Source organism: Terrabacter sp. Soil811 (assembly GCF_001429655.1).
Classification (GTDB): Bacteria; Actinomycetota; Actinomycetes; order Actinomycetales; family Dermatophilaceae; genus Terrabacter.
In genome coordinates, this window is the sequence record NZ_LMSX01000001.1 from 505,696 (window position 1) to 523,685 (window position 17,990).

Annotated in this window: 15 protein-coding genes; 6 read left to right on the forward strand and 9 right to left on the reverse strand. The window is 72.4% G+C overall.

Annotated elements, in window-relative coordinates:
* Positions 1 to 9: 9 nt before the first annotated feature.
* On the reverse strand, positions 10 to 912 hold the full coding sequence (locus ASH01_RS02265; protein ID WP_056770841.1) for an extensin family protein: 903 nt from the start codon (positions 910 to 912) through the stop codon (positions 10 to 12).
* A 152-nt stretch (positions 913 to 1,064) separates the two neighbouring features.
* On the opposite strand from ASH01_RS02265, the gene ASH01_RS02270 reads away from it, so the two are divergent.
* Positions 1,065 to 3,500, forward strand: coding sequence for an FdhF/YdeP family oxidoreductase (locus tag ASH01_RS02270; RefSeq protein WP_056770844.1), 2,436 nt, complete (start codon positions 1,065 to 1,067; stop codon positions 3,498 to 3,500).
* Between the two features lie 185 nt (positions 3,501 to 3,685).
* Positions 3,686 to 4,471 carry an alpha/beta hydrolase-fold protein gene (locus ASH01_RS02275; protein ID WP_056770846.1) on the forward strand — a complete coding sequence of 262 codons (786 nt, stop codon included), beginning with the start codon at positions 3,686 to 3,688 and terminating at the stop codon, positions 4,469 to 4,471.
* A gap of 9 nt (positions 4,472 to 4,480) precedes the next feature.
* Here the strand turns inward: ASH01_RS02275 and ASH01_RS02280 are convergent, their stop codons facing one another.
* From ASH01_RS02280 to ASH01_RS02290, 3 genes are all read right to left on the reverse strand, one after another.
* The gene (locus tag ASH01_RS02280) at positions 4,481 to 5,359 is read right to left on the reverse strand and encodes a GNAT family N-acetyltransferase (protein ID WP_056770850.1); all 879 of its coding nucleotides are present in this window, start codon (positions 5,357 to 5,359) and stop codon (positions 4,481 to 4,483) included.
* Positions 5,360 to 5,447: 88 nt separating this feature from the next.
* Positions 5,448 to 6,329: an HpcH/HpaI aldolase/citrate lyase family protein gene (locus ASH01_RS02285; RefSeq protein ID WP_156415384.1), complete on the reverse strand. Its 882-nt coding sequence runs from the start codon at positions 6,327 to 6,329 to the stop codon at positions 5,448 to 5,450.
* 5 nt (positions 6,330 to 6,334) lie between these two features.
* A complete protein-coding gene (locus ASH01_RS02290; RefSeq protein ID WP_056770853.1) occupies positions 6,335 to 7,408 on the reverse strand; it encodes an HpcH/HpaI aldolase/citrate lyase family protein in 1,074 nt (357 codons plus the stop codon).
* An 89-nt stretch (positions 7,409 to 7,497) separates the two neighbouring features.
* On the opposite strand from ASH01_RS02290, the gene ASH01_RS23305 reads away from it, so the two are divergent.
* From ASH01_RS23305 to ASH01_RS02310, 4 genes are read left to right on the forward strand one after another with little or no spacing between them, the layout of a single operon-like run.
* Complete coding sequence (locus tag ASH01_RS23305) at positions 7,498 to 8,262, forward strand: hypothetical protein (RefSeq protein WP_200961742.1); 765 nt, start codon at positions 7,498 to 7,500, stop codon at positions 8,260 to 8,262.
* Between the two features lie 17 nt (positions 8,263 to 8,279).
* Positions 8,280 to 9,587, forward strand: coding sequence for a magnesium transporter MgtE N-terminal domain-containing protein (locus ASH01_RS02300; RefSeq protein ID WP_020143111.1), 1,308 nt, complete (start codon positions 8,280 to 8,282; stop codon positions 9,585 to 9,587).
* Positions 9,584 to 10,144: a DUF1003 domain-containing protein gene (locus tag ASH01_RS02305; protein ID WP_056770855.1), complete on the forward strand. Its 561-nt coding sequence runs from the start codon at positions 9,584 to 9,586 to the stop codon at positions 10,142 to 10,144. Before ASH01_RS02300 ends, ASH01_RS02305 begins: the two co-directional genes overlap by 4 nt.
* 57 nt (positions 10,145 to 10,201) lie before the next feature.
* Positions 10,202 to 11,344 carry an Mrp/NBP35 family ATP-binding protein gene (locus tag ASH01_RS02310; protein WP_056770857.1) on the forward strand — a complete coding sequence of 381 codons (1,143 nt, stop codon included), beginning with the start codon at positions 10,202 to 10,204 and terminating at the stop codon, positions 11,342 to 11,344.
* 155 nt (positions 11,345 to 11,499) lie between these two features.
* On the opposite strand, the gene ASH01_RS02315 is transcribed toward ASH01_RS02310, so the two are convergent.
* Genes ASH01_RS02315 through ASH01_RS02335 form a run of 5 tightly spaced genes read right to left on the reverse strand, consistent with a single transcriptional unit; the run spans position 11,500 to position 17,983 of the window.
* Complete coding sequence (locus ASH01_RS02315) at positions 11,500 to 13,329, reverse strand: ABC transporter ATP-binding protein (protein WP_056770859.1); 1,830 nt, start codon at positions 13,327 to 13,329, stop codon at positions 11,500 to 11,502.
* The gene (locus tag ASH01_RS02320) at positions 13,326 to 15,140 is read right to left on the reverse strand and encodes an ABC transporter ATP-binding protein (protein ID WP_056770862.1); all 1,815 of its coding nucleotides are present in this window, start codon (positions 15,138 to 15,140) and stop codon (positions 13,326 to 13,328) included. The genes ASH01_RS02315 and ASH01_RS02320 overlap by 4 nt, the downstream gene beginning before the upstream one ends.
* Positions 15,141 to 15,193: 53 nt before the next feature.
* Complete coding sequence (locus ASH01_RS02325) at positions 15,194 to 15,550, reverse strand: twin-arginine translocase TatA/TatE family subunit (protein WP_020143116.1); 357 nt, start codon at positions 15,548 to 15,550, stop codon at positions 15,194 to 15,196.
* 55 nt (positions 15,551 to 15,605) lie between these two features.
* The gene (locus ASH01_RS02330) at positions 15,606 to 17,264 is read right to left on the reverse strand and encodes a S1C family serine protease (RefSeq protein ID WP_056770865.1); all 1,659 of its coding nucleotides are present in this window, start codon (positions 17,262 to 17,264) and stop codon (positions 15,606 to 15,608) included.
* Positions 17,261 to 17,983: a hypothetical protein gene (locus ASH01_RS02335; protein ID WP_056770868.1), complete on the reverse strand. Its 723-nt coding sequence runs from the start codon at positions 17,981 to 17,983 to the stop codon at positions 17,261 to 17,263. The genes ASH01_RS02330 and ASH01_RS02335 overlap by 4 nt, the downstream gene beginning before the upstream one ends.
* Between the last annotated feature and the right edge of the window lie 7 nt (positions 17,984 to 17,990).

Genomic DNA, 17,990 nt, shown 5'->3' on the forward strand with positions numbered 1-17,990 from the left:
CGATTCCGCCTAGGCCCGCTCCATCGTGGCGACCATGAAGGCCTGCCAGGCCTCTCTGCTGTCACCGAGCTCCCCCGGGCTGCCGGCCTGCTCGAGGATGTGGGTGGTCGCCTCCCGGGTCACGTCGTCGAAGTCGCCGGTGATCTCCACGTCGGTGCGACCCCAGACGTGCCGGCACATCGCCTGGACGGCCTGCACCTGGGCGTCGGAACGGCGGATGAGGCGCGGACGCTCCGGCCCGAACCGGCCGAGGTCGACGTGGATGTGGTTGCTGTGCGCCGCGTCGAAGAGGTAGGTCAGGACGTCGGCGAACTCGTGGTGCAGTCCGGCGGCCGTGCGCCAGTAGAGCGCGAGGCGACGACGCAGCTCGGGCGCCGGTGCGTCACGCCACAGGTCGTAGCGCAGGCTCGTCAGGTCGCGGCCGTCGGCGCGCAGCCGCGCGATGTCGATGGCCTCCCCCGAGCTGTGCCACGACGTCGCCGAGCCGCGGACCCAGGCCCCGTAGGAGCGCACCTCGTCGGGCACCTGCCCGACGTGGCGCCGGTGCAGGGCCAGCCACCGGTCGAGGCGCGCCCCGAACGGCTCGGTGACGTAGTACGTGGCGGGACGGGCCGTCACCTCGTAGACGTGGGCCGCGGCCCCGATGCGCCGCCGCGCCTGCAGGGCCGAGCGGTCGACCGGCTGCGGGTCGATGCGCAGCTCCGGCGGCGGCGGCTCACCCAGGCCCGCCAGCTGCGGGAGGGACGCGAGGCCGGGACCGCGCGACACGGCATACGCCCCTCCGGCGGCGACGGCACCCACCGCGCCGAGCGTGAGCAGGCGGCGGCGGGTCAGTCCGCTCTGACCGGATCGCGGCGCTTCCGGGTCGGGGCGCCGGGCTGCCGGCTCCCCCGTCCGCGTCTGCTCGCCCATGCCTGGTCCAACGTGCGAGGTGGCCGGAGGTATCCCGCAGGGGACGAGGGCCATGGGGCAGACTCACAGGAAACTGCCAGTCCTGCATGGTGACGTGCAAGGACGAACGGGGAACGAGTCTTGTGACAACCGATCCGACGAGGGGTTAGACCATGTCCGAGCACCGGCGCCGCACCATGATCCCGATCGTGCCCGTGCGGCCGACAGCGGCTCCCACCCACGACGTCGACCCCACCCAGGTCGACCGGGGCAAGATCAAGTCCAAGGCAGCCGGCCTCACCGCCATCGCCGTCACGGCGCAGCGCGGCATGGAGCAGATGGGCGCCCGCCGGTCGTTCGCGACCCTCCGGCGGATCAACCAGGCCGACGGGTTCGACTGCATGGGCTGCGCGTGGCCCGACCCGCACCCGGAGGAGCGCAGCTTCGCCGAGTTCTGCGAGAACGGCGCCAAGGCCGTCGCCGAGGAAGCGACGCTGCGGCGGGTCGACCCGTCGTTCTTCGCCGAGCACCCCGTCGCCGAGCTGTCCGGCTGGACCGACTACCTCCTCGGCCAGCAGGGACGCATCACGCACCCGATGGTGCTGCGCGAGGGCGGCACCCACTACGAGCCGATCTCGTGGGACGACGCGTACGCCCTCATCGCCGAGCGGCTGCGCGGGCTCGCGTCGCCCGACGAGGCGGTCTTCTACACGAGCGGCCGCGCCTCCAACGAGGCGGCGTTCGCCTACCAGCTCTTCGCCCGGGCCTTCGGCACGAACAACCTTCCCGACTGCTCCAACATGTGCCACGAGTCGACGTCGGTCGCGCTGGCCGAGGTCATCGGCATCGGCAAGGGCTCGGTGAGCCTCGACGACATCCACGAGGCCGAGCTCATCCTCATCGCCGGACAGAACCCCGGCACCAACCACCCGCGCATGCTCACCGCCCTCGAGATCGCCAAGCGCGCCGGGGCGAAGATCGTCGCCGTCAACCCGCTGCCGGAGACCGGCCTGCGCGGCTTCGACAACCCGCAGAAGGTCCGCGGCATCGTCGGCGTCGGCACCGAGCTCGCCGACGAGTTCCTGCCGATCCGGCTCGGCGGCGACCTGGCCCTCTTCCAGGCGATCGGCTCGCTCCTCGTGGCCCGGCACGACGCCGGCGAGGACGTCTTCGACACCGACTTCATCGAGCGCCACACCGAGGGTTTCGACGCGTGGGCCGCGCACGTGCGCGAGCTCGACTGGGACCTCGTCGACGAGGCCACCTCGCTCGACCGCGCCCAGATCGAGCGGGTCGCCGAGCTCTTCGCCCGGTCGCGCAAGACGGTGCTCTGCTGGGCCATGGGTGTCACGCAGCACCGCCACGCCGTCGCGACGATCAAGGAGATGGCCAACGTCGCCCTCGTCCAGGGCAACATCGGCAAGCCCGGCGCCGGCCTGTGCCCCGTGCGCGGGCACTCGAACGTCCAGGGCGACCGCACCATGGGCATCTGGGAGAAGCTGCCACCCCACTTCGGCGACGCGCTCGAGGCCGAGTTCGGCATCGAGGCGCCGCGCGAGCGCGGCCTCGACGTCGTCAACTCGATCCGCGCCATGCGCGACGGCGAGGCGAAGGTGCTCGTCGGGCTCGGCGGCAACTTCGCCGCGGCGACGCCCGACACCGAGGTGACCCACGACGCCCTCCGGTCGGTCGACCTCGTCGTCAACATCTCGACCAAGCTCAACCGCTCGCACGTCGTCGTCGGTCACACCTCCCTCATCCTGCCGACGCTGGGGCGCACCGAGCGTGACGAGCAGCGCAGCGGTCTGCAGGGCGTGACCGTCGAGGACAGCATGTCGAGCGTGCACCTCTCGCACGGCCGCCTCGAGCCCGCCGGCCCGCAGCTGCGCTCCGAGGTCTCGATCATCAGCGGGATCGCCGCGGCGACGCTCGCCGGACGGGGTGCCGCGGGCGAGATCGAATGGACCGCCATGGCCGACGACTACTCCGTGATCCGGCGCCACATCGAGCGCGTCGTGCCCGGCTGCGAGGCCTACGACGAGAAGGTGCACCGCCCCGGGGGCTTCGTGCTGCCGCACCCGCCGCGCGACTCGCGGACGTTCGAGACGCCGTCGAAGAAGGCCGTCCTCACGGTCAGCCCGCTGCAGATGGTGTCTGCGCCCGAGGGCCACCTCGTGCTCCAGTCGCTGCGCAGCCACGACCAGTTCAACACGACGATCTACGGCCACGACGACCGTTACCGGGGCATCTCCGGCGGGCGCGAGATCGTCATGGTGCATCCCGACGACCTCGCCGACCTGGGGTTCTCCGACGGTGACCACGTCGACGTCGTCGCACCCTGGCCCGACGGCACCCAGCGGGTCGTGCGCGACTTCCGCGTCGTCTCCTACCCCACGGTGCGGGGCTGCGTCGCCGCCTACTACCCCGAGGTCAACCCGCTCGTGGCCCTCGAGTCGACCGCCGTGGGCAGCAACTGCCCGGTGTCCAAGGCAGTCACCGTGCGCCTCGTGCCGGCCGGGCAGGCTCCGCCGCACTCGGCCAGCGACGACCTCCAGGCCGGCGACGACTCCGAGAAGCGCAGCGAGGTCAAGCCGCACCACCTGAGCTGACCGGAACGCCCCGACGGGCGCCGCCGTCCCACGAGTGCATCGCCGCCCCGACCCCACCCGGTCGGGGCGGCGCGCTCATGCCGGGTGCCGGCGGCACCTGCCGGATGCGCCCCGCGCGCGTATGCCGGGTGCCTCCCGGCGCGCGTCGCCCCGTCGCGTGGCCGCCTGAGTCCTACGCTCCCCGCATGTCCTCCGACACCGGGCCGTCTCGACGCGTCGTCCTGCTCGGCGCGCTCGGTCTGGCGACGGCGACGACCGGGGTCGGCGGCTGCTCCGCCACCGACGGGCCGACCCTCAGCGACGGGGTGCTGTCGGACCGCTTCGGTGTCGAGGCCCCACGCTGGCGGATGGCCGTACCCCGCGCAGGCCGATCCCGGGGGCTCGTCGTGGCGCTGCACGGTTTCGGAGGGGGCGCCGACGACGCGTTCAACCTCGGTTTCGGCGATGCCGTCGAGCCCTCCAGGATGGCGCTGGTCTCCGTCCACGGGGGCAACAGCTACTGGCACCCACGCCGCGACGGCAGCGACACCGGGGCGATGGTCCGTGACGAGCTCGTGCCGATGGCGCTGGAGGCCGCCGGGCTGCCGGCGTCCTCGCCGGTCGTCCTGCTCGGGTGGTCGATGGGCGGCTTCGGTGCACTCCTCATCGCGAGCGAGCTCGGGCGTTCTCGCGTCAGCGGCGTCGTCGCCGCGAGCGCAGCACTGTGGCGGAAGGGCAGCGAGACGCCCGCCCGGGCCTACGACGGGCGGGCCGACTTCGACCGGCACTCGATCTTCAACCGGCTGGACCGGCTGCGGGGCATTCCGGTGAGGCTCGACTGCGGCGTGTCCGACCCGTTCATCGCCGCGAACCGCGTTCTGGCCCAGCGCCTCCCGGGCACCGAGACCCACTTCACCACGGGAGGCCACGACGACGGCTTCTGGAGCGGCAACGTCAGCGCCGAGATGACGTGGGCCGCCGCTCGGTCCTGACGCCCCGGCTCAGGCAGCGCGGTGCAGGTCGTGGGCGTCCGGCAGGCGGCGGAAGCCGGCCGAGACGTAGGCGGCGACACCACCGACGTTGGCGCTCGGGGTGCAGACCAGGCAGCTCGAGGCACCCAGCTCCCGCAGGGCGGCCGCGCACGCGAGGGTGATCGCGCGCCCGTGGCCGCGGCCCCGGTGGTCGCGGTGCGCCCCCAGCGGCTCGATGAGACCCGGTCGCCCCGGGCCGGCCGACCACACCGTGGCGGTTGCCACCGCGGCTCCGGACTCGTCGTAGGCGACGAGGCACCTCGCGTCGACGTAGGCAGGCCCGGACGCCATCTCCCGCCACCGCTCCTCGCTGAACGTCGAGGTCTCGAACGACGCGCGCTGGACCGCCACCCGGTCACGGAGCCGCTCCGGCGCCGGGTCCGCGCCGACGACTTCCACCCGCAGTCCGCTGTCCTCGACGGGCTCGGTCAGGTCTCGGACGAGCGGCGTCCACGGCTCGCCGTCGGCCCATCCGTCGCCCGCGAGGCGGGCGCGGAAGGCATCACCGAAACGCGCCTCCACCGAGCCCTCCCCGGCGGGGAGCACGCCACGCTCGGAGCGCGACACGTCGGAGAGCAGCTGCTGCGCCAGCTCGTCGTCGTCACCGTCCTCCGGCGCGATCGCCATCCGGAGCACGCGCGGGTCGTCGAGGAACCCCACGGCCAAGAGGCGCCCGTCGCGGCTCCACGTGCGAACGGCCGCCGCGGTCACGTCGGCGCCGAAGCTCCAGTTCCAGCCGAGGTCGCCGGGGTGCAGCTGGACCGGCATCCCGTCCTGCTGCCACTCGCGCATCTCGTGCACGGCCTCGACGAGGCCCTGGACTCGCGGCGCGCTCAGCTCGATCGACATGCCCCGATCCAACACCGTCCACGCGCGAGCACACACCTCGTTTTGCGACGGCACCGTGCCCTGCGGCGAGCGGTGTCGACGGTGTCGGTCAGGACAGCGCGGCGATGGCCTCGGCGGTCACGAGGACCTTGTGGGCGGTGTCGACGTGCAGGCTCTCGATGAGCCTCCCGTCGAGGGTGACGACGCCCTTGCCCTCGGCCTGCGCGGTCTCGAAGGCGGCGATGACGGCCCGCGCCTGCTCGACCTGCTCGGCGCTCGGCGCGAAGACGTCGTTGCACGCCTCCACCTGCCCCGGGTGGATCAGGGTTTTGCCGTCGAAGCCCATCTCCCGGCCCTGGCGCGCCTCGGCGAGGAAGCCGTCGGAGTCCTTGACGTCGTTGTAGACGCCGTCGACGACGGCCACGCCGGCGGCCCTTGCCGCGAGGACCGCGAGCTGGAGCGAGGTCTGGATCGCAGCCCGCCCGGGCGAGAAGCTCGCGCCGAGCTCCTTGTAGAGGTCGTTCGTGCCGAGCACGAGGCATGCAAGACGGTCGGACGCGCGCGCGATCTCCTCGGCGTGCAGCACGGCCACCGGCGTCTCGACCATCGCCCAGAGCCGCGTGTGCTCCGGAGCGCCGGCAGCCTCCATCGCGGCTACGAGGCCGCGCACCTCGTCGGCCGAGCCGACCTTGGGCACGACGATCGCGTCAGGTCCCGCCGCGGCCGCCGCCGCGAGGTCGGCGTCGTGCCATTGCGACCCCAGGCCGTTGACCCGGATCGTCAGCTCACGCCGGCCGTACTCTCCGGACAGCACTGCGGCGCATGCCTTCTCGCGCGCCGTCTCCTTCGCATCGGGGGCGACGGCGTCCTCGAGGTCGAGGATGAGGGCATCGACGGGAAGGGTCTTCGCCTTCTCCAGGGCGCGCTCGTTGGAGCTCGGCATGTAGAGCACCGAGCGTCGGGGGCGGTATGCGTCGGGCTCGACGGGCACGGCAGTCAGCCTTCCTGCAGGGCGGGCTCGGCGGCATACAGCTCGGCGAGCGCGGGGTCGGTCTGCGAGAGACGCTCGGCGAGCTCGACGATGACGAGACACTGCTTGAGGCTGGCGTCGTCCTCCATCTTCCCGTCGAGCATGACGGCACCCGTGCCGTCCCCCATCGCTGCGACGACGCGTCGCGCGTGCGCGACGTCCTCGGCCGACGGGCTGAAGACGCGCTTGGCGATCTCGATCTGCACCGGGTGCAGCGACCACGTGCCGACGCAGCCGAGGAGGAAGGCGTTGCGGAACTGGTCCTCGCACGCGACGACGTCCTGGATGTCGCCGAACGGCCCGTAGTACGGGTAGATCCCGTGCATCGCGCACGCATCGACCATGCGGGCGATCGTGTAGTGCCAGAGGTCCTGCTGCGCCGTCGCGCGCGCTCCCGTGATGTCACCGTCGACGGGGTCGGTGCGCACGAGGTAGCCGGGGTGCCCGCCGCCGACGCGGGTCGTCTTCATGCGTCGGTCGGCCGCGAGGTCGGCCGGTCCCAGCGACAGGCCCTGCATGCGCGGCGAGGCGCCACAGATCTCCTCGACGTTGACCATGCCGCGCGCCGTCTCGAGGATCGCGTGCACGAGGATCGGACGGGTCAGGCCCGCTTTCGCCTCGAGCTGGGCGAGGAGGCGGTCGACGTAGTGGATGTCCTCGGCGCCCTGCACCTTCGGCACCATGACGACGTCGAGCTTGTCTCCGATCTCCGTGACGAGGGTCGTGAGGTCGTCGAGCGCCCACGGGCTGTCGAGCGCGTTGATGCGCGTCCAGAGCTGGGTGTTCTCACCGAAGTCGGTGGCCTTCGCGATCTCGACGAGGCCGGCCCGGGCCGCCTCCTTGCGGTCGGCCTTGACGGCGTCCTCGAGGTTGCCGAGGAGGACGTCGACGGTGCCGACGAGACCCGGCACCTTCGCGGCCATCTTCGGGTTGCTCGGGTCGAAGAAGTGGATGACCCGGGACGGGCGGGCCGGCACCTGCGTCAGGGGCGTCGGCGCCCCCACCGCGAGCGGCCGGAAGAAGTCCTTGGCGCTGCGCATGGGCGTCAACGTAGCAACGGGCGGACGGCCCGCGTTATGACGACAGTCACGCGCGCCGCCGATGAGGGCGGGATCACTAAGGTGGCGGTGTGACCGAGCGCGCGACCGAGCCTGTGACCGAGCAGGGCGCAGGAACGAGCCCCGAGAAGGGCACGGGGACGGGCACCGAACAGGTGCCCTCCGCGCCCACGGCGCCGCGCACGGGGCCGTCCACGCAGGCCGACCCGCAGGCCGACCCGCAGTCCGCCGCGGCCGCCGCCTCCGCGACCGCCCTGCTCGGCGAGGCGATGGCGAAGTCCGGTCTGCTCTGGATCGAGGTCGCCGACGACCGCACGTGGCCGGCCTGGCACGTGTGGGACGACGGGGCTGCCCTCGTCGTGAGCGGACCGGGCGAGCAGCCGCTCCCGTGGCTGCCCAAGGAGGTCAGGGTCATCCTGCGCAGCAAGGACACCGGGGGCCGCCTGCTCACGGTCCGCGCACACGTCCACGTCCTCGAGCCCGGCACCCCCGAGTGGCAGCGCGCCGCCGAGCTCCTCCGCGCGTCGCGGCTCAACTCGGTGGACGACTCGCTGACACGCTGGGCGGCCGAGTGCACCGTCACCGCCCTCGTGCCCTTCGACAGCCCGCTCGAGTCCCCCGGCGCATATGCCGCCCACGACCACCGCGAGCCCCCGGCCCGCACCGCCGCGACGACCACGTCCTGGCGCCCGTGGCACTGGGGTGGGCGCGGCGAGGAGAAGGCCGAGCGCAAGCGGGTCAAGGACGAGGCGAAGGCCGCGCGCAACGCCGCGAAGGAACGCGCGAAGCTGCGCAAGAAGCGCCAGCGACGTGGCACCCGTCGCCGCGGACGCTGACCCCATAGCCTTGGGCCATGAGTGCGAGCACCCGCGTCTTCGTCGCGCGCCTGACCGGACTGAGCGTCTTCGACCCGCTCGGTGACCAGGTCGGGCGCGTGCGCGACGTCGTCGTGATGTTCTCGGTCAACCGACCCGAGCCCCGCGTCATCGGCCTCGTCGTCGAGGTGCCCGGTCGCCGCCGGGTCTTCGTGCCGATGACCCGGGTCACGTCGATCGACGCCGGCGCCGTCATCACGACCGGCCTGGTCAACATGCGCCGCTTCGAGCAGCGCACCAACGAGGTCCTCGTCGCCGCCGAGCTGTTCGACCGGACCGTCCGCGTCACGACGGCCGAGGCCGTCGAGGCCGGCTTCGCCGACTCGCTCGTCGAGGACCTCGCCATCGAGCAGGGCCCGCGTCGCGACTGGATCGGCACGCGGGTCTTCGTCCGGCAGGCGCCGGCGGGGGTCTCGTCGGCCTCGAAGGCGATGTCCCGGCTCACGCGTCGCCGCTCGGGCAAGACGATGCTCGTCGACATCCGCGACGTCGTCGGCCTCCACGAGCAGGCCGGCGCCCAGAGCGCCGAGCGTCTCCTCGAGACCTACGACGACCTCAAGGTCGCCGACCTCGCCGAGGTCATCCACGACCTCAACCCCAAGCGCCGGGCCGAGGTGGCCGCCGCGCTCGACGACGAGCGCCTCGCCGACGTGCTCGAGGAGCTGCCGGAGGACGACCAGGTCGAGATCCTCGCCGGCCTGGCCAACGAGCGCGCGGCCGACGTCCTCGAGGCGATGGAGCCCGACGACGCGGCCGACCTGCTCGCCGACCTGCCGCCCGAGCAGGCCGAGGAGCTGCTCCAGCTCATGGAGCCCGACGAGGCCGCCCCCCTGCGTCGTCTGCTCGCGTACGACGAGAAGACCGCCGGCGGCATGATGACGACCGAGCCCGTCATCCTCGGACCCGAGGCGACCATCGCCGAGGCTCTCGCGACGGTGCGCCGCGAGGAGCTCGCCCCGGCGCTGGCGTCGATGGTCTACGTCTGCCGCCCGCCGCTCGAGGCCCCGACCGGCCGCTACCTCGGCCTCGTCCACATCCAGCGACTGCTGCGCGAGCCGCCGCACGGCGCCGTCGGGTCGATCATCGACAAGGAGATCGAGCCCGTCGTGGCCACGGCGTCGCTCGAGACCGTGACTCGCACCCTCGCGACCTACAACCTCGTCTCGCTGCCCGTCGTCGACGACGACGGACGCCTCATCGGAGCGGTCACCGTCGACGACGTGCTCGACCACATCCTCCCTGAGGACTGGCGTGAGGAGCGGCACGAGCTGGGGGTGAAGCCGTGAGCGAGCGCGCCGAGCGTCGTCCTGGCGCCCGGGCCGTCCGCGGGGACAAGCTCGACCAGCCCCAGGAGAAGCGAGCCCGGGTCCTGCCCCGGATCACCCTGACCCAGGAGGCCTTCGGCGTCCTGTCCGAGCAGTTCGCCCGCTTCATGGGCACGGCCCAGTTCCTCATCGGCATGACGGTCTTCGTCGCCGCCTGGATCGCCTGGAACGTCCTCGCGCCCCCGGCGCTCGTCTTCGACGAGTTCCCGTTCATCTTCCTGACGCTCATGCTGAGCCTCCAGGCGTCGTATGCCGCACCGCTCATCCTCCTCGCGCAGAACCGTCAGGCCGACCGCGACCGCGTGGCCCTCGAGCAGGACCGGGCCCGCGACGAGCGCAACCTCGCCGACACCGAGTTCCTGACCCGCGAGGTGGCCTCCCTGCGTCTCGCCCTGCGTGAGCAGGCCACGCGTGACTTCGTGCGCTCCGAGCTGCGTTCGCTGCTCGAGGAGATGGAGGACCGCGGGATCGTCCGCGGCGCCGACGACGAGCCCAAGGACAACCGGCACCGACCGTGAGCGAGCGCACCCCGGCCGTGGTCGGGGTGCCCGGCACGGCGGCATACGATGGAACACATGTCTGTCGCCGCACTGCCCAGCCGTGACGCCATGCTCACGGCGCTGTCGAAGGTCAACGACCCCGAGATCCGCAAGCCGATCACCGAGCTCGGCATGGTCAAGTCGGTCGAGATCGACGACGCCGGCAAGGTCGACCTCGCGATCTTCCTGACCGTCTCCGGCTGCCCCATGAAGGAGACGCTCACCAAGGACTCGAGCAACGCGCTCCTCGCCCTCGACGGCGTGACCTCGGTCGAGGTCGAGCTCGACGTCATGAGCGACGAGCAGCGCGCCGAGCTGCGCTCGCAGCTGCGTGGTGGCGCCCCGGAGAAGGAGATCCCCTTCGCCAGGCCCAACAGCCTGACGCGGGTGTATGCCGTGGCCTCCGGCAAGGGCGGCGTCGGCAAGTCGTCGGTGACCGTCAACCTCGCGGCCGCGATGGCCGCTCAGGGCCTGCGGGTGGGCGTCGTCGACGCCGACGTCTACGGCTTCTCGGTGCCGCGCATGCTCGGCGTCGAGCAGCGGCCCACGCAGGTCGACGACATGATCCTGCCGCCCATCAGCCACGACGTGAAGGTCATCTCGATCGGCATGTTCGTGCCCGGCAACCAGCCCGTCGTGTGGCGTGGCCCGATGCTGCACCGCGCGCTCCAGCAGTTCCTCGGCGACGTCTTCTGGGGCGACCTCGACGTCCTCCTGCTCGACCTGCCGCCCGGCACCGGCGACATCGCGATCTCCGTCGCACAGCTCATCCCGACGGCCGAGATCCTCGTCGTGACGACCCCGCAGCAGGCCGCCGCCGAGGTGGCCGAGCGGGCCGGCTCGATCGCCCTGCAGACCCACCAGCGGGTCGTCGGCGTCATCGAGAACATGAGCTGGCTCGAGCTGCCGGACGGCACCCGCCAGGAGATCTTCGGCTCCGGTGGCGGGCAGGCGGTCGCCGACTCGCTGACGAAGAGCATCGGTGCCCCGGTCGAGCTGCTCGGCCAGATCCCCCTCGACACGCGCCTGCGCGAGGGCGGCGACAACGGCACGCCGGTCGTGCTCGGCGATCCCGACACCGCTGCTGCCGTGGCGCTGCGCGGCATCGCCCGCAACCTCGGCTCTCGCGCCCGCGGCCTCGCCGGCCGTTCGCTCGGCCTCACCCCCGCCGGCCGCTGACCCACCGGGAGGGCCTCTGACGGGCTCTCCCGCCCTCCGCCTCTCCACCGAACGCCGCGTTCGGTGGTGAAAGCGTTGGTAGAACACTGAGTTCGCGACCGAACGCTGCGTTCGGCGAGGGGACGACGGGAGGGCCCGGGCTCGGCGCGGGCGGGTCAGGCGAGCGAGTCGACCCAGGCTCGGTGGAGGTCCGAGTAGCGGCCGTCGCCGGCTGCGACGAGGTCGCTCGGCGCGCCGTCCTCGACGATGCGGCCGTGCTCGAGCACGAGCACCCGGTCGGCGATCTCGACCGTCGAGAGGCGGTGCGCGATGACGATGGCGGTGCGCCCGGCGAGGATCGTCCCGAGGGCCTGCTGCACGAGCCGCTCGGAGGGCACGTCGAGCGACGACGTCGCCTCGTCGAGGATGAGCACCGCCGGATCGGCGAGGAAGGCCCGCGCGAAGGCGACGAGCTGACGCTGACCGGCGCTCAGCAGCCCACCCCGGTTGGACACCGGCGCGGCATACCCCTGCGGCAGCTCCACGATGAAGTCGTGCGCGCCGAGCGAGCGGGCCGCCGTCTCGACCTCGTCGTCGGTGGCGTCGGGCCGACCGAAACGGATGTTGTCGGCGACGGTGCCGCTGAAGAGGTAGTTCTCCTGCGTCACCATGACGACGGCGCGGTGCAGGTCGTCGGACGCCAGCCGGGTCAGGTCGACCCCGTCGAGGCTCACCGTCCCGGCGGTCGGGTCGTAGAAGCGGGTGGCGAGCTTGGCGATGGTGGTCTTGCCCGCACCGGTCGTGCCGACGAGCGCGACCGTCTGCCCGGCCGGCACCGTCAGGTCGAGGCCGGGCAGCACCGCGGTGCCGGTGACGTACTCGAAGCGGACGTCGTCGAACCGGACCTCACCGCGAGGAGCCCCGAGAGGCACCGGGTCGGTCGGCAGGGGGACGTCGGGCACCTCCTCGAGCACGCCGGACAGCTTCTCGAGCGCGGCCGAGGCCGACTGGAAGGTGTTGTAGAACTGCGAGATCTCCATCATCGGCTCGAAGAACTGCCGCAGGTAGAGCAGGAAGGCAGCGAGCACCCCGACGGTGACCTCACCGTGGTAGGCGAGGTAGCCGCCGTAGAGCAGGACGAGGGCGATCGTGACGTTGCCGATGAGCCGGATGGCCGGCATGAACCACGCGACGAGCCGGAAGGCCACGAGGTTGGCGCGGCGGTACTGGTCGTTGACGTCCTCGAAGATGGCCTGGTTGCGCGGCTCACGACGGAAGGCCTGCACGGCACGGATGCCGTTCATCGACTCGACGAAGTGGACGATGACGAGGGCGACCTTCTCGCGGGTGGCGCGGTAGCTCTTGGCCGACTCCTTGCGGAACCAGTTGGTCAGCAGCGCGAGGGCCGGGCCGCAGAGCAGCGCCACGAGGCCGAGCTTGACGTCGAGGACGAGCAGCAGCACCGACGTGCCCACGAGGGTCAGGGCCGCGGTGACGAGTCCGTCGAACCCGGTCTCGAGCATCTCGTAGATGGCGTCGACGTCGGAGGTCTGCCGGGAGATGACGCGCCCGGACGTGTAGCGGTCGTGGAAGGCCGGGCTCAGGTGCTGGAAGTGGCGGAAGATCCGCCGCCGGATCGACAGGAGGATGTCCTGGCCGATGAGGCCGGACCGCAGAAGGAAGAGGTTGCGCGAGACGGCCTGGGTGATCGTGGCGACGAGGACGAGCCCGACGACGAGCAGGAGCGGGCCGAGGTCGCCCGACTCGCGGATCGGCGGGATGCCGGTGTCGATGCCCTCCTTGACGAGGTACGGGATCGACAGGCGCGCGGCGTTCTCGATGACGACGACGACCATGAGCCACCAGAGCGCCCGGCGCCACGGCCGCAGCACGTCGCGCAGCAGCCGCCGGGAGCGGCCGGCGAGCCGGGCCGAGGTCTCGGCCGACAGCTCACCGTCGATGTTGTCGGCGGCGACACCGCGCCACTGCTGGGTCGGGGCCGTCATGCGCGTACCTCCTCGTTCGCGTCGCTGGCGTGGTCGCCGGAGCCGGGCGCGTCAGCCTCGTCGAAGGCGTCGGCCGCGAGCAGCTCGCGGTAGGCCGGGACGCCGTCGAGCAGCTCCCGGTGGGTGCCGACGTGGGTGATGGTCCCGTGCTCGAGCAGGGCGACCCGGTCGGCGAGCATGACGGTCGATGCCCGGTGGGCCACGACGAGGCCGGTGGTCTCGGACAGCACCCTCGAGAGCGCCTCCTCGACGAGCTTCTCGGTGTGCACGTCGAGGGCGGAGAGGGTGTCGTCGAGGACGAGGACGGCCGGGCGCGAGAGCACGGCCCGGGCCAGGGCGAGCCGTTGGCGCTGACCGCCGGAGAGCGACAGCCCCTGCTCGCCGATGCGGGTGTCGAGGCCCCAGGGGAGGTCGTGGACGAAGCCGGCCTGGGCGATCTCGAGGGCCGCGAGCACGTCGTCGTCGGGGGCGTCGGCACGGCCGAGGGTGACGTTCTCGCGGGCGCTCATCGAGAAGAGGGTCGGCTCCTCGAAGGCGGTCGCGACGAGGCTGCGCAGCGCGGCGAGCTCGAGGTCGCGCACGTCGACGCCGTCGATCGTGATGCGCCCAGCGGTGACGTCGAAGAGGCGCGGGACGAGCGCGGTGAGGGCGGTCTTGCCCGAGCCTGTCGCGCCGACGAGCGCGAGGGTCTCGCCGGGGGCGACGTCGAGGTTGACGTCACGCAGCACCGGCTGGTCGGGCGCGTCGGGAAAGGCGAAGTCGACGTGCTCGAAGCGCAGGTGGCCGCGGCGCGCACCGACCTCGTGCGCGCCGGAGACGATGTCGGGCTCGGTGTCGAAGATCTCGAGCACACGCGCGGCCGCGGTCATCGCCTCCTGTGCCATCGCGAGGATGACGCCGAGGGAGGACACGGGCCACACGAGCGAGAGCATCAGGGTGATGAAGGCGACGAGCTCGCCGGGCGTCAGGTCACCCTGGCCGACGCCGATGGCGCCGAGCAGGAGCACGACGACGACGGCGAGGTTGGGGAGGACCTCGAGGAAGGTCCAGAACTTCGCCGAGAGGCGGACCTTGTCGAGGCTCGTCGCCCGCAGCTCGAGCGCCGCCTCGTCGTAGCGACGGGCCATGTGGTCGCTGCGTCCGAACGACTTGATGACGCGGATGCCGACCGCGCCCTCCTCCGCCTGGGTCGCGAGGTCGCCCTGCTGGTCCTGGACGCGCCGGGAGACGACGACGTAGGCCTTCTCGAAGCGCATCGAGAGCCAGATGATCGGCGCCGCCGTCGCGGCGACGACGAGCCCGAGCGGCCAGTACATCGTCAGGAGCACGATCGTGACGGCCGTGACCTGCAGGACGTTGACGACGAGGAAGAGCAGGCCGAACCCGCTGAACCGGCGGATGGCCGAGAGGTCGGTCGTCGCGCGGGAGAGCAGCTGCCCCGACTGCCACCGGGTGTGGAAGCTCATCGGCAGTGCCTGGAGTCGCTCGTAGAGGTCGCGGCGCAGCTCCGTCTCGAGCCCGAGCACGGCGTTGGACTGGACCCACCGGCGCACGAAGATGAGGACGGCCTCGAGCACCCCGAGCGCGAGGGCGAGCAGGCCGAGGGGCAGCACCGGCGCGAGCTCGTGCCGGGTGATCGGCCCGTCGATGATGGCTCGCGTCACGAGCGGGATGGCGATGGAGAGGCCGACGCCGGCGAGCGATGCGGCGAACATGACGGCGAGGGCCCAGCGGTGCGGGCGCAGGTAGCCGCGCAGGCGCCACAGGGACCGGACGGAGGCGGGCGGTTGAGAGGCAGGATCAGCAGGCATCAAGGAGTGACGATAACCCCGACCACCGACAGAGATGCCTCTGGGTCAGAGATTCACGTCGCTTCGCTGTCCCAGGGGGTCGGGACCGACGGGTCGTGGCCGCGCGGCGTGCTCACGGGCTTGTCGACGACGGGCGACGGCTGGTCGTCCTCGTCGGGTGGCGCGGAGAGCGCGTCGCGCACGATCTTGCGCGGGTCGTACTGGCGCGGGTCGTAGGCCCGCCAGTCCACGTCGGAGAACTCCGGCCCCATCTCGTCCTTGAGCTGCTGCTTGGCCCGGTCGGCCATGCCGCGGGCCTGGCGGACGAACTTGCCGAACTTGGCGGCGTACTCGGGCAGGCGCTCCGGACCCAGGATGAGGATCGCGAGCAGACCGAGCAGGAGCAGCTCCCACCCGTTGATGTCGAACACAGTCCCTCGCTTCCACGCGTACCGGCTGCGCCATCCTACGGTGGCGCGTCGTGCTCTACTTGGCCGGATCCGCTTCCAGCGTCATCTGGAGCTCGAGCTCCTTGCCGTCACGCTCGACCTTGAGGCTCACGGTGTCGCCGACGGCCCGCGCGCGGATCGAGACGATGAGCTGGTCCGGGGTGCGGATGCGCTTGCCCTCGAAGCCGACGATGACGTCGCCGGCCTGGACGCCGGCCTTGGCAGCCGGCCCCCCGGAGGTCACCGCGTCGGGCGCGTCGAGGACCTGGGCGCCGTCACCGACGAACGTCCGGCTGAGGTTGACGCCGATGACCGGGTGGGTGGCCTTGCCCGTCGCGATGAGCTGGTCGGCGGTGCGCCGGGCCTGGTCGCTCGGGATGGCGAAGCCGAGCCCGATGCTGCCGCCGGTGGCGCCGCTCGTCCCCGGGACCCGGGCGATGGCGCTGTTGACGCCGATGACCTTGCCCGTCATGTCGAGCAGCGGGCCACCCGAGTTGCCGGGGTTGATCGCCGCGTCCGTCTGGATGGCGTTGATGAAGGAGGACTCGCTGCCCTCTCCCGGCGTCACGGGGCGGTTGAGCGCGCTGACGATGCCCGTGGTGACGGTCTGGTCGAGGCCGAGCGGTGCACCGACGGCGATGACCTGGTCGCCGACGACGACCTTGTCGGACGCGCCGAGCGTCAGGGGCTTGAGGTCGGTGCGGTTGATCTTGAGCACGGCGAGGTCGTAGCTCGCGTCGCGCCCGACGATGGTCGCCTTCTCGGTGTCGCCGTTGCTCAGCACGATCTCGATGTCACCGTTGACGCCGGGCTCGACGACGTGGTTGTTGGTCAGGACGTGGCCCTTGCCGTCGATGACGAAGCCGGAACCGGTGGCCGATCCCTCGCTACCGGCGTCGACCTTGATGGTCACGACGCTCGGCAGGGCGACGGCGGCGATGTTGGCGACCGAGCCGGCCGGTCGCTGCGTGGCGCCCGGACCGGGCTCGGGCAGGGTCGAGCCGGCGAGGTTGATGCGGTCCTCGGCGACCTGGCTGGCGATGCCACCGATGACACCGGAGAGCAGACAGAGCCCGACGACGGCGGCGACCACCTTGCCGCGACCGCGGCGGGCGGACGGCGCCGGCGGGTCGGTGAGTGCGACGCCGCCCCCGGACGGCACCGGGCCGCTGCCGAGGTCGGGGTCGCCCCCCGCGGGTGCGTGGGGCACGGAGCCGAGGTATGCCGTCCCGCCGGCTGCCGCGGCGGCGCCGGCCAGCACGTCGCCCGGGGGGGTGGACGCACCGGGCCCGGTCGCAGAGGGCGCGTCGGCCGCCGGGGTGGGCGGGGCGTAGGCCGAGCGGTGGGCCTCCTCGGCGAGGGAGTCGGCGCGGTCGCTGCCCCAGGCGGCATCGGCCCGGGCAGGGACGCCGGCACCCTCGGTCGGGTGCTCGCCTCCGAAGACGTCGAACCAGGCGTCGTCACCCGTGTCGGAGGGACCCGGGCCGGAGGCGCTCACCGGCGGCTGCGGCTCCGAGGCGGACGGGACGGGGGCCGGTGTCGTCGGCGACGTTGACGGGATGGCCCGGGTGTCGTGCAGGTCGATGATGCCGGTCTGCTCCACCTCCGGGTCACCGCCGGGGGCCTGAGTGAGCTCGCGGGGCTCAGGAGCTGCTGCCGTCGGATCGGGGTCCGGCGTCGTCGACTCGTCGCTCATGGCCCTGATTGTGCCGAACGGACGTTGGTGACCCGAACCGGGGCCACCAGGGCGGAGGTCGGGCCGACGGCCAGCGACGCGGTACGGGCCGACGTGCGGGTCGTGACGACCCAGTACGGGACGTTGCCGGCGCCGACGTCGTTGAGGCCCTGCGTCTGACGCGTGACGGGCGAGATCCTGTTGCCGGGCAGCACGGAGCCGCCGAAGTTCACGGCGCTGACGGGGCCGGCCCCGAAGTTGGCCACCGGGCCCCGCACCGAAGGGGCCCGCGAGCCGGGCACGGGCGCGATCGCGAGCCCCCACGCGGCAGCGACCGACGCGCCCGCCGCGATCGAGGCCACCACGGCAGCACGCATCGGCGAGCGGTGCAGGGCAGGAGCGGTGGGCCGAACGGTGGGCACGGGCTCGTAGGACGGCGTCGACGGCATACGGAAGCCGACGGGCGGCAGCGGGATGCGCGGGGCCCTGGGCTCCCGCGAGGGAGCGGGCGCGGGCTGGGGCTCACCCGAGGGAGCCGCACCGAGACCCATGAGGGAGGTGCGCAGGCTCATCGGGACGCCGGTGTCGGAGCGCAGCGACGCGACGATGCGGCGCTCCTGGTCGGCGGCGGCGCGGCAGACGGTGCAGCACACGAGGTGCTTGTCGTAGAGGTGCAGCATCGCCGGCGGCAGGGCGCGGTCGACATAGGCGCGGACGTATCCCTTGAGGTGCGGCGTCACGACATCA

Bases quoted from the DNA above. Each gene is read 5' to 3' on its own strand.
- ASH01_RS02265 (WP_056770841.1), bottom strand. From the start codon at position 912: ATGGGCGAGCAGACGCGGACGGGGGAGCCGGCAGCCCGGCGCCCCGAC.
- ASH01_RS02270 (WP_056770844.1), top strand. From the start codon at position 1,065: ATGTCCGAGCACCGGCGCCGCACCATGATCCCGATCGTGCCCGTGCGG.
- ASH01_RS02275 (WP_056770846.1), top strand. From the start codon at position 3,686: ATGTCCTCCGACACCGGGCCGTCTCGACGCGTCGTCCTGCTCGGCGCG.
- ASH01_RS02280 (WP_056770850.1), bottom strand. From the start codon at position 5,359: ATGTCGATCGAGCTGAGCGCGCCGCGAGTCCAGGGCCTCGTCGAGGCC.
- ASH01_RS02290 (WP_056770853.1), bottom strand. From the start codon at position 7,408: ATGCGCAGCGCCAAGGACTTCTTCCGGCCGCTCGCGGTGGGGGCGCCG.
- ASH01_RS02300 (WP_020143111.1), top strand. From the start codon at position 8,280: ATGAGTGCGAGCACCCGCGTCTTCGTCGCGCGCCTGACCGGACTGAGC.
- ASH01_RS02310 (WP_056770857.1), top strand. From the start codon at position 10,202: ATGTCTGTCGCCGCACTGCCCAGCCGTGACGCCATGCTCACGGCGCTG.
- ASH01_RS02315 (WP_056770859.1), bottom strand. From the start codon at position 13,329: ATGACGGCCCCGACCCAGCAGTGGCGCGGTGTCGCCGCCGACAACATC.
- ASH01_RS02320 (WP_056770862.1), bottom strand. From the start codon at position 15,140: ATGCCTGCTGATCCTGCCTCTCAACCGCCCGCCTCCGTCCGGTCCCTG.
- ASH01_RS02330 (WP_056770865.1), bottom strand. From the start codon at position 17,264: ATGAGCGACGAGTCGACGACGCCGGACCCCGATCCGACGGCAGCAGCT.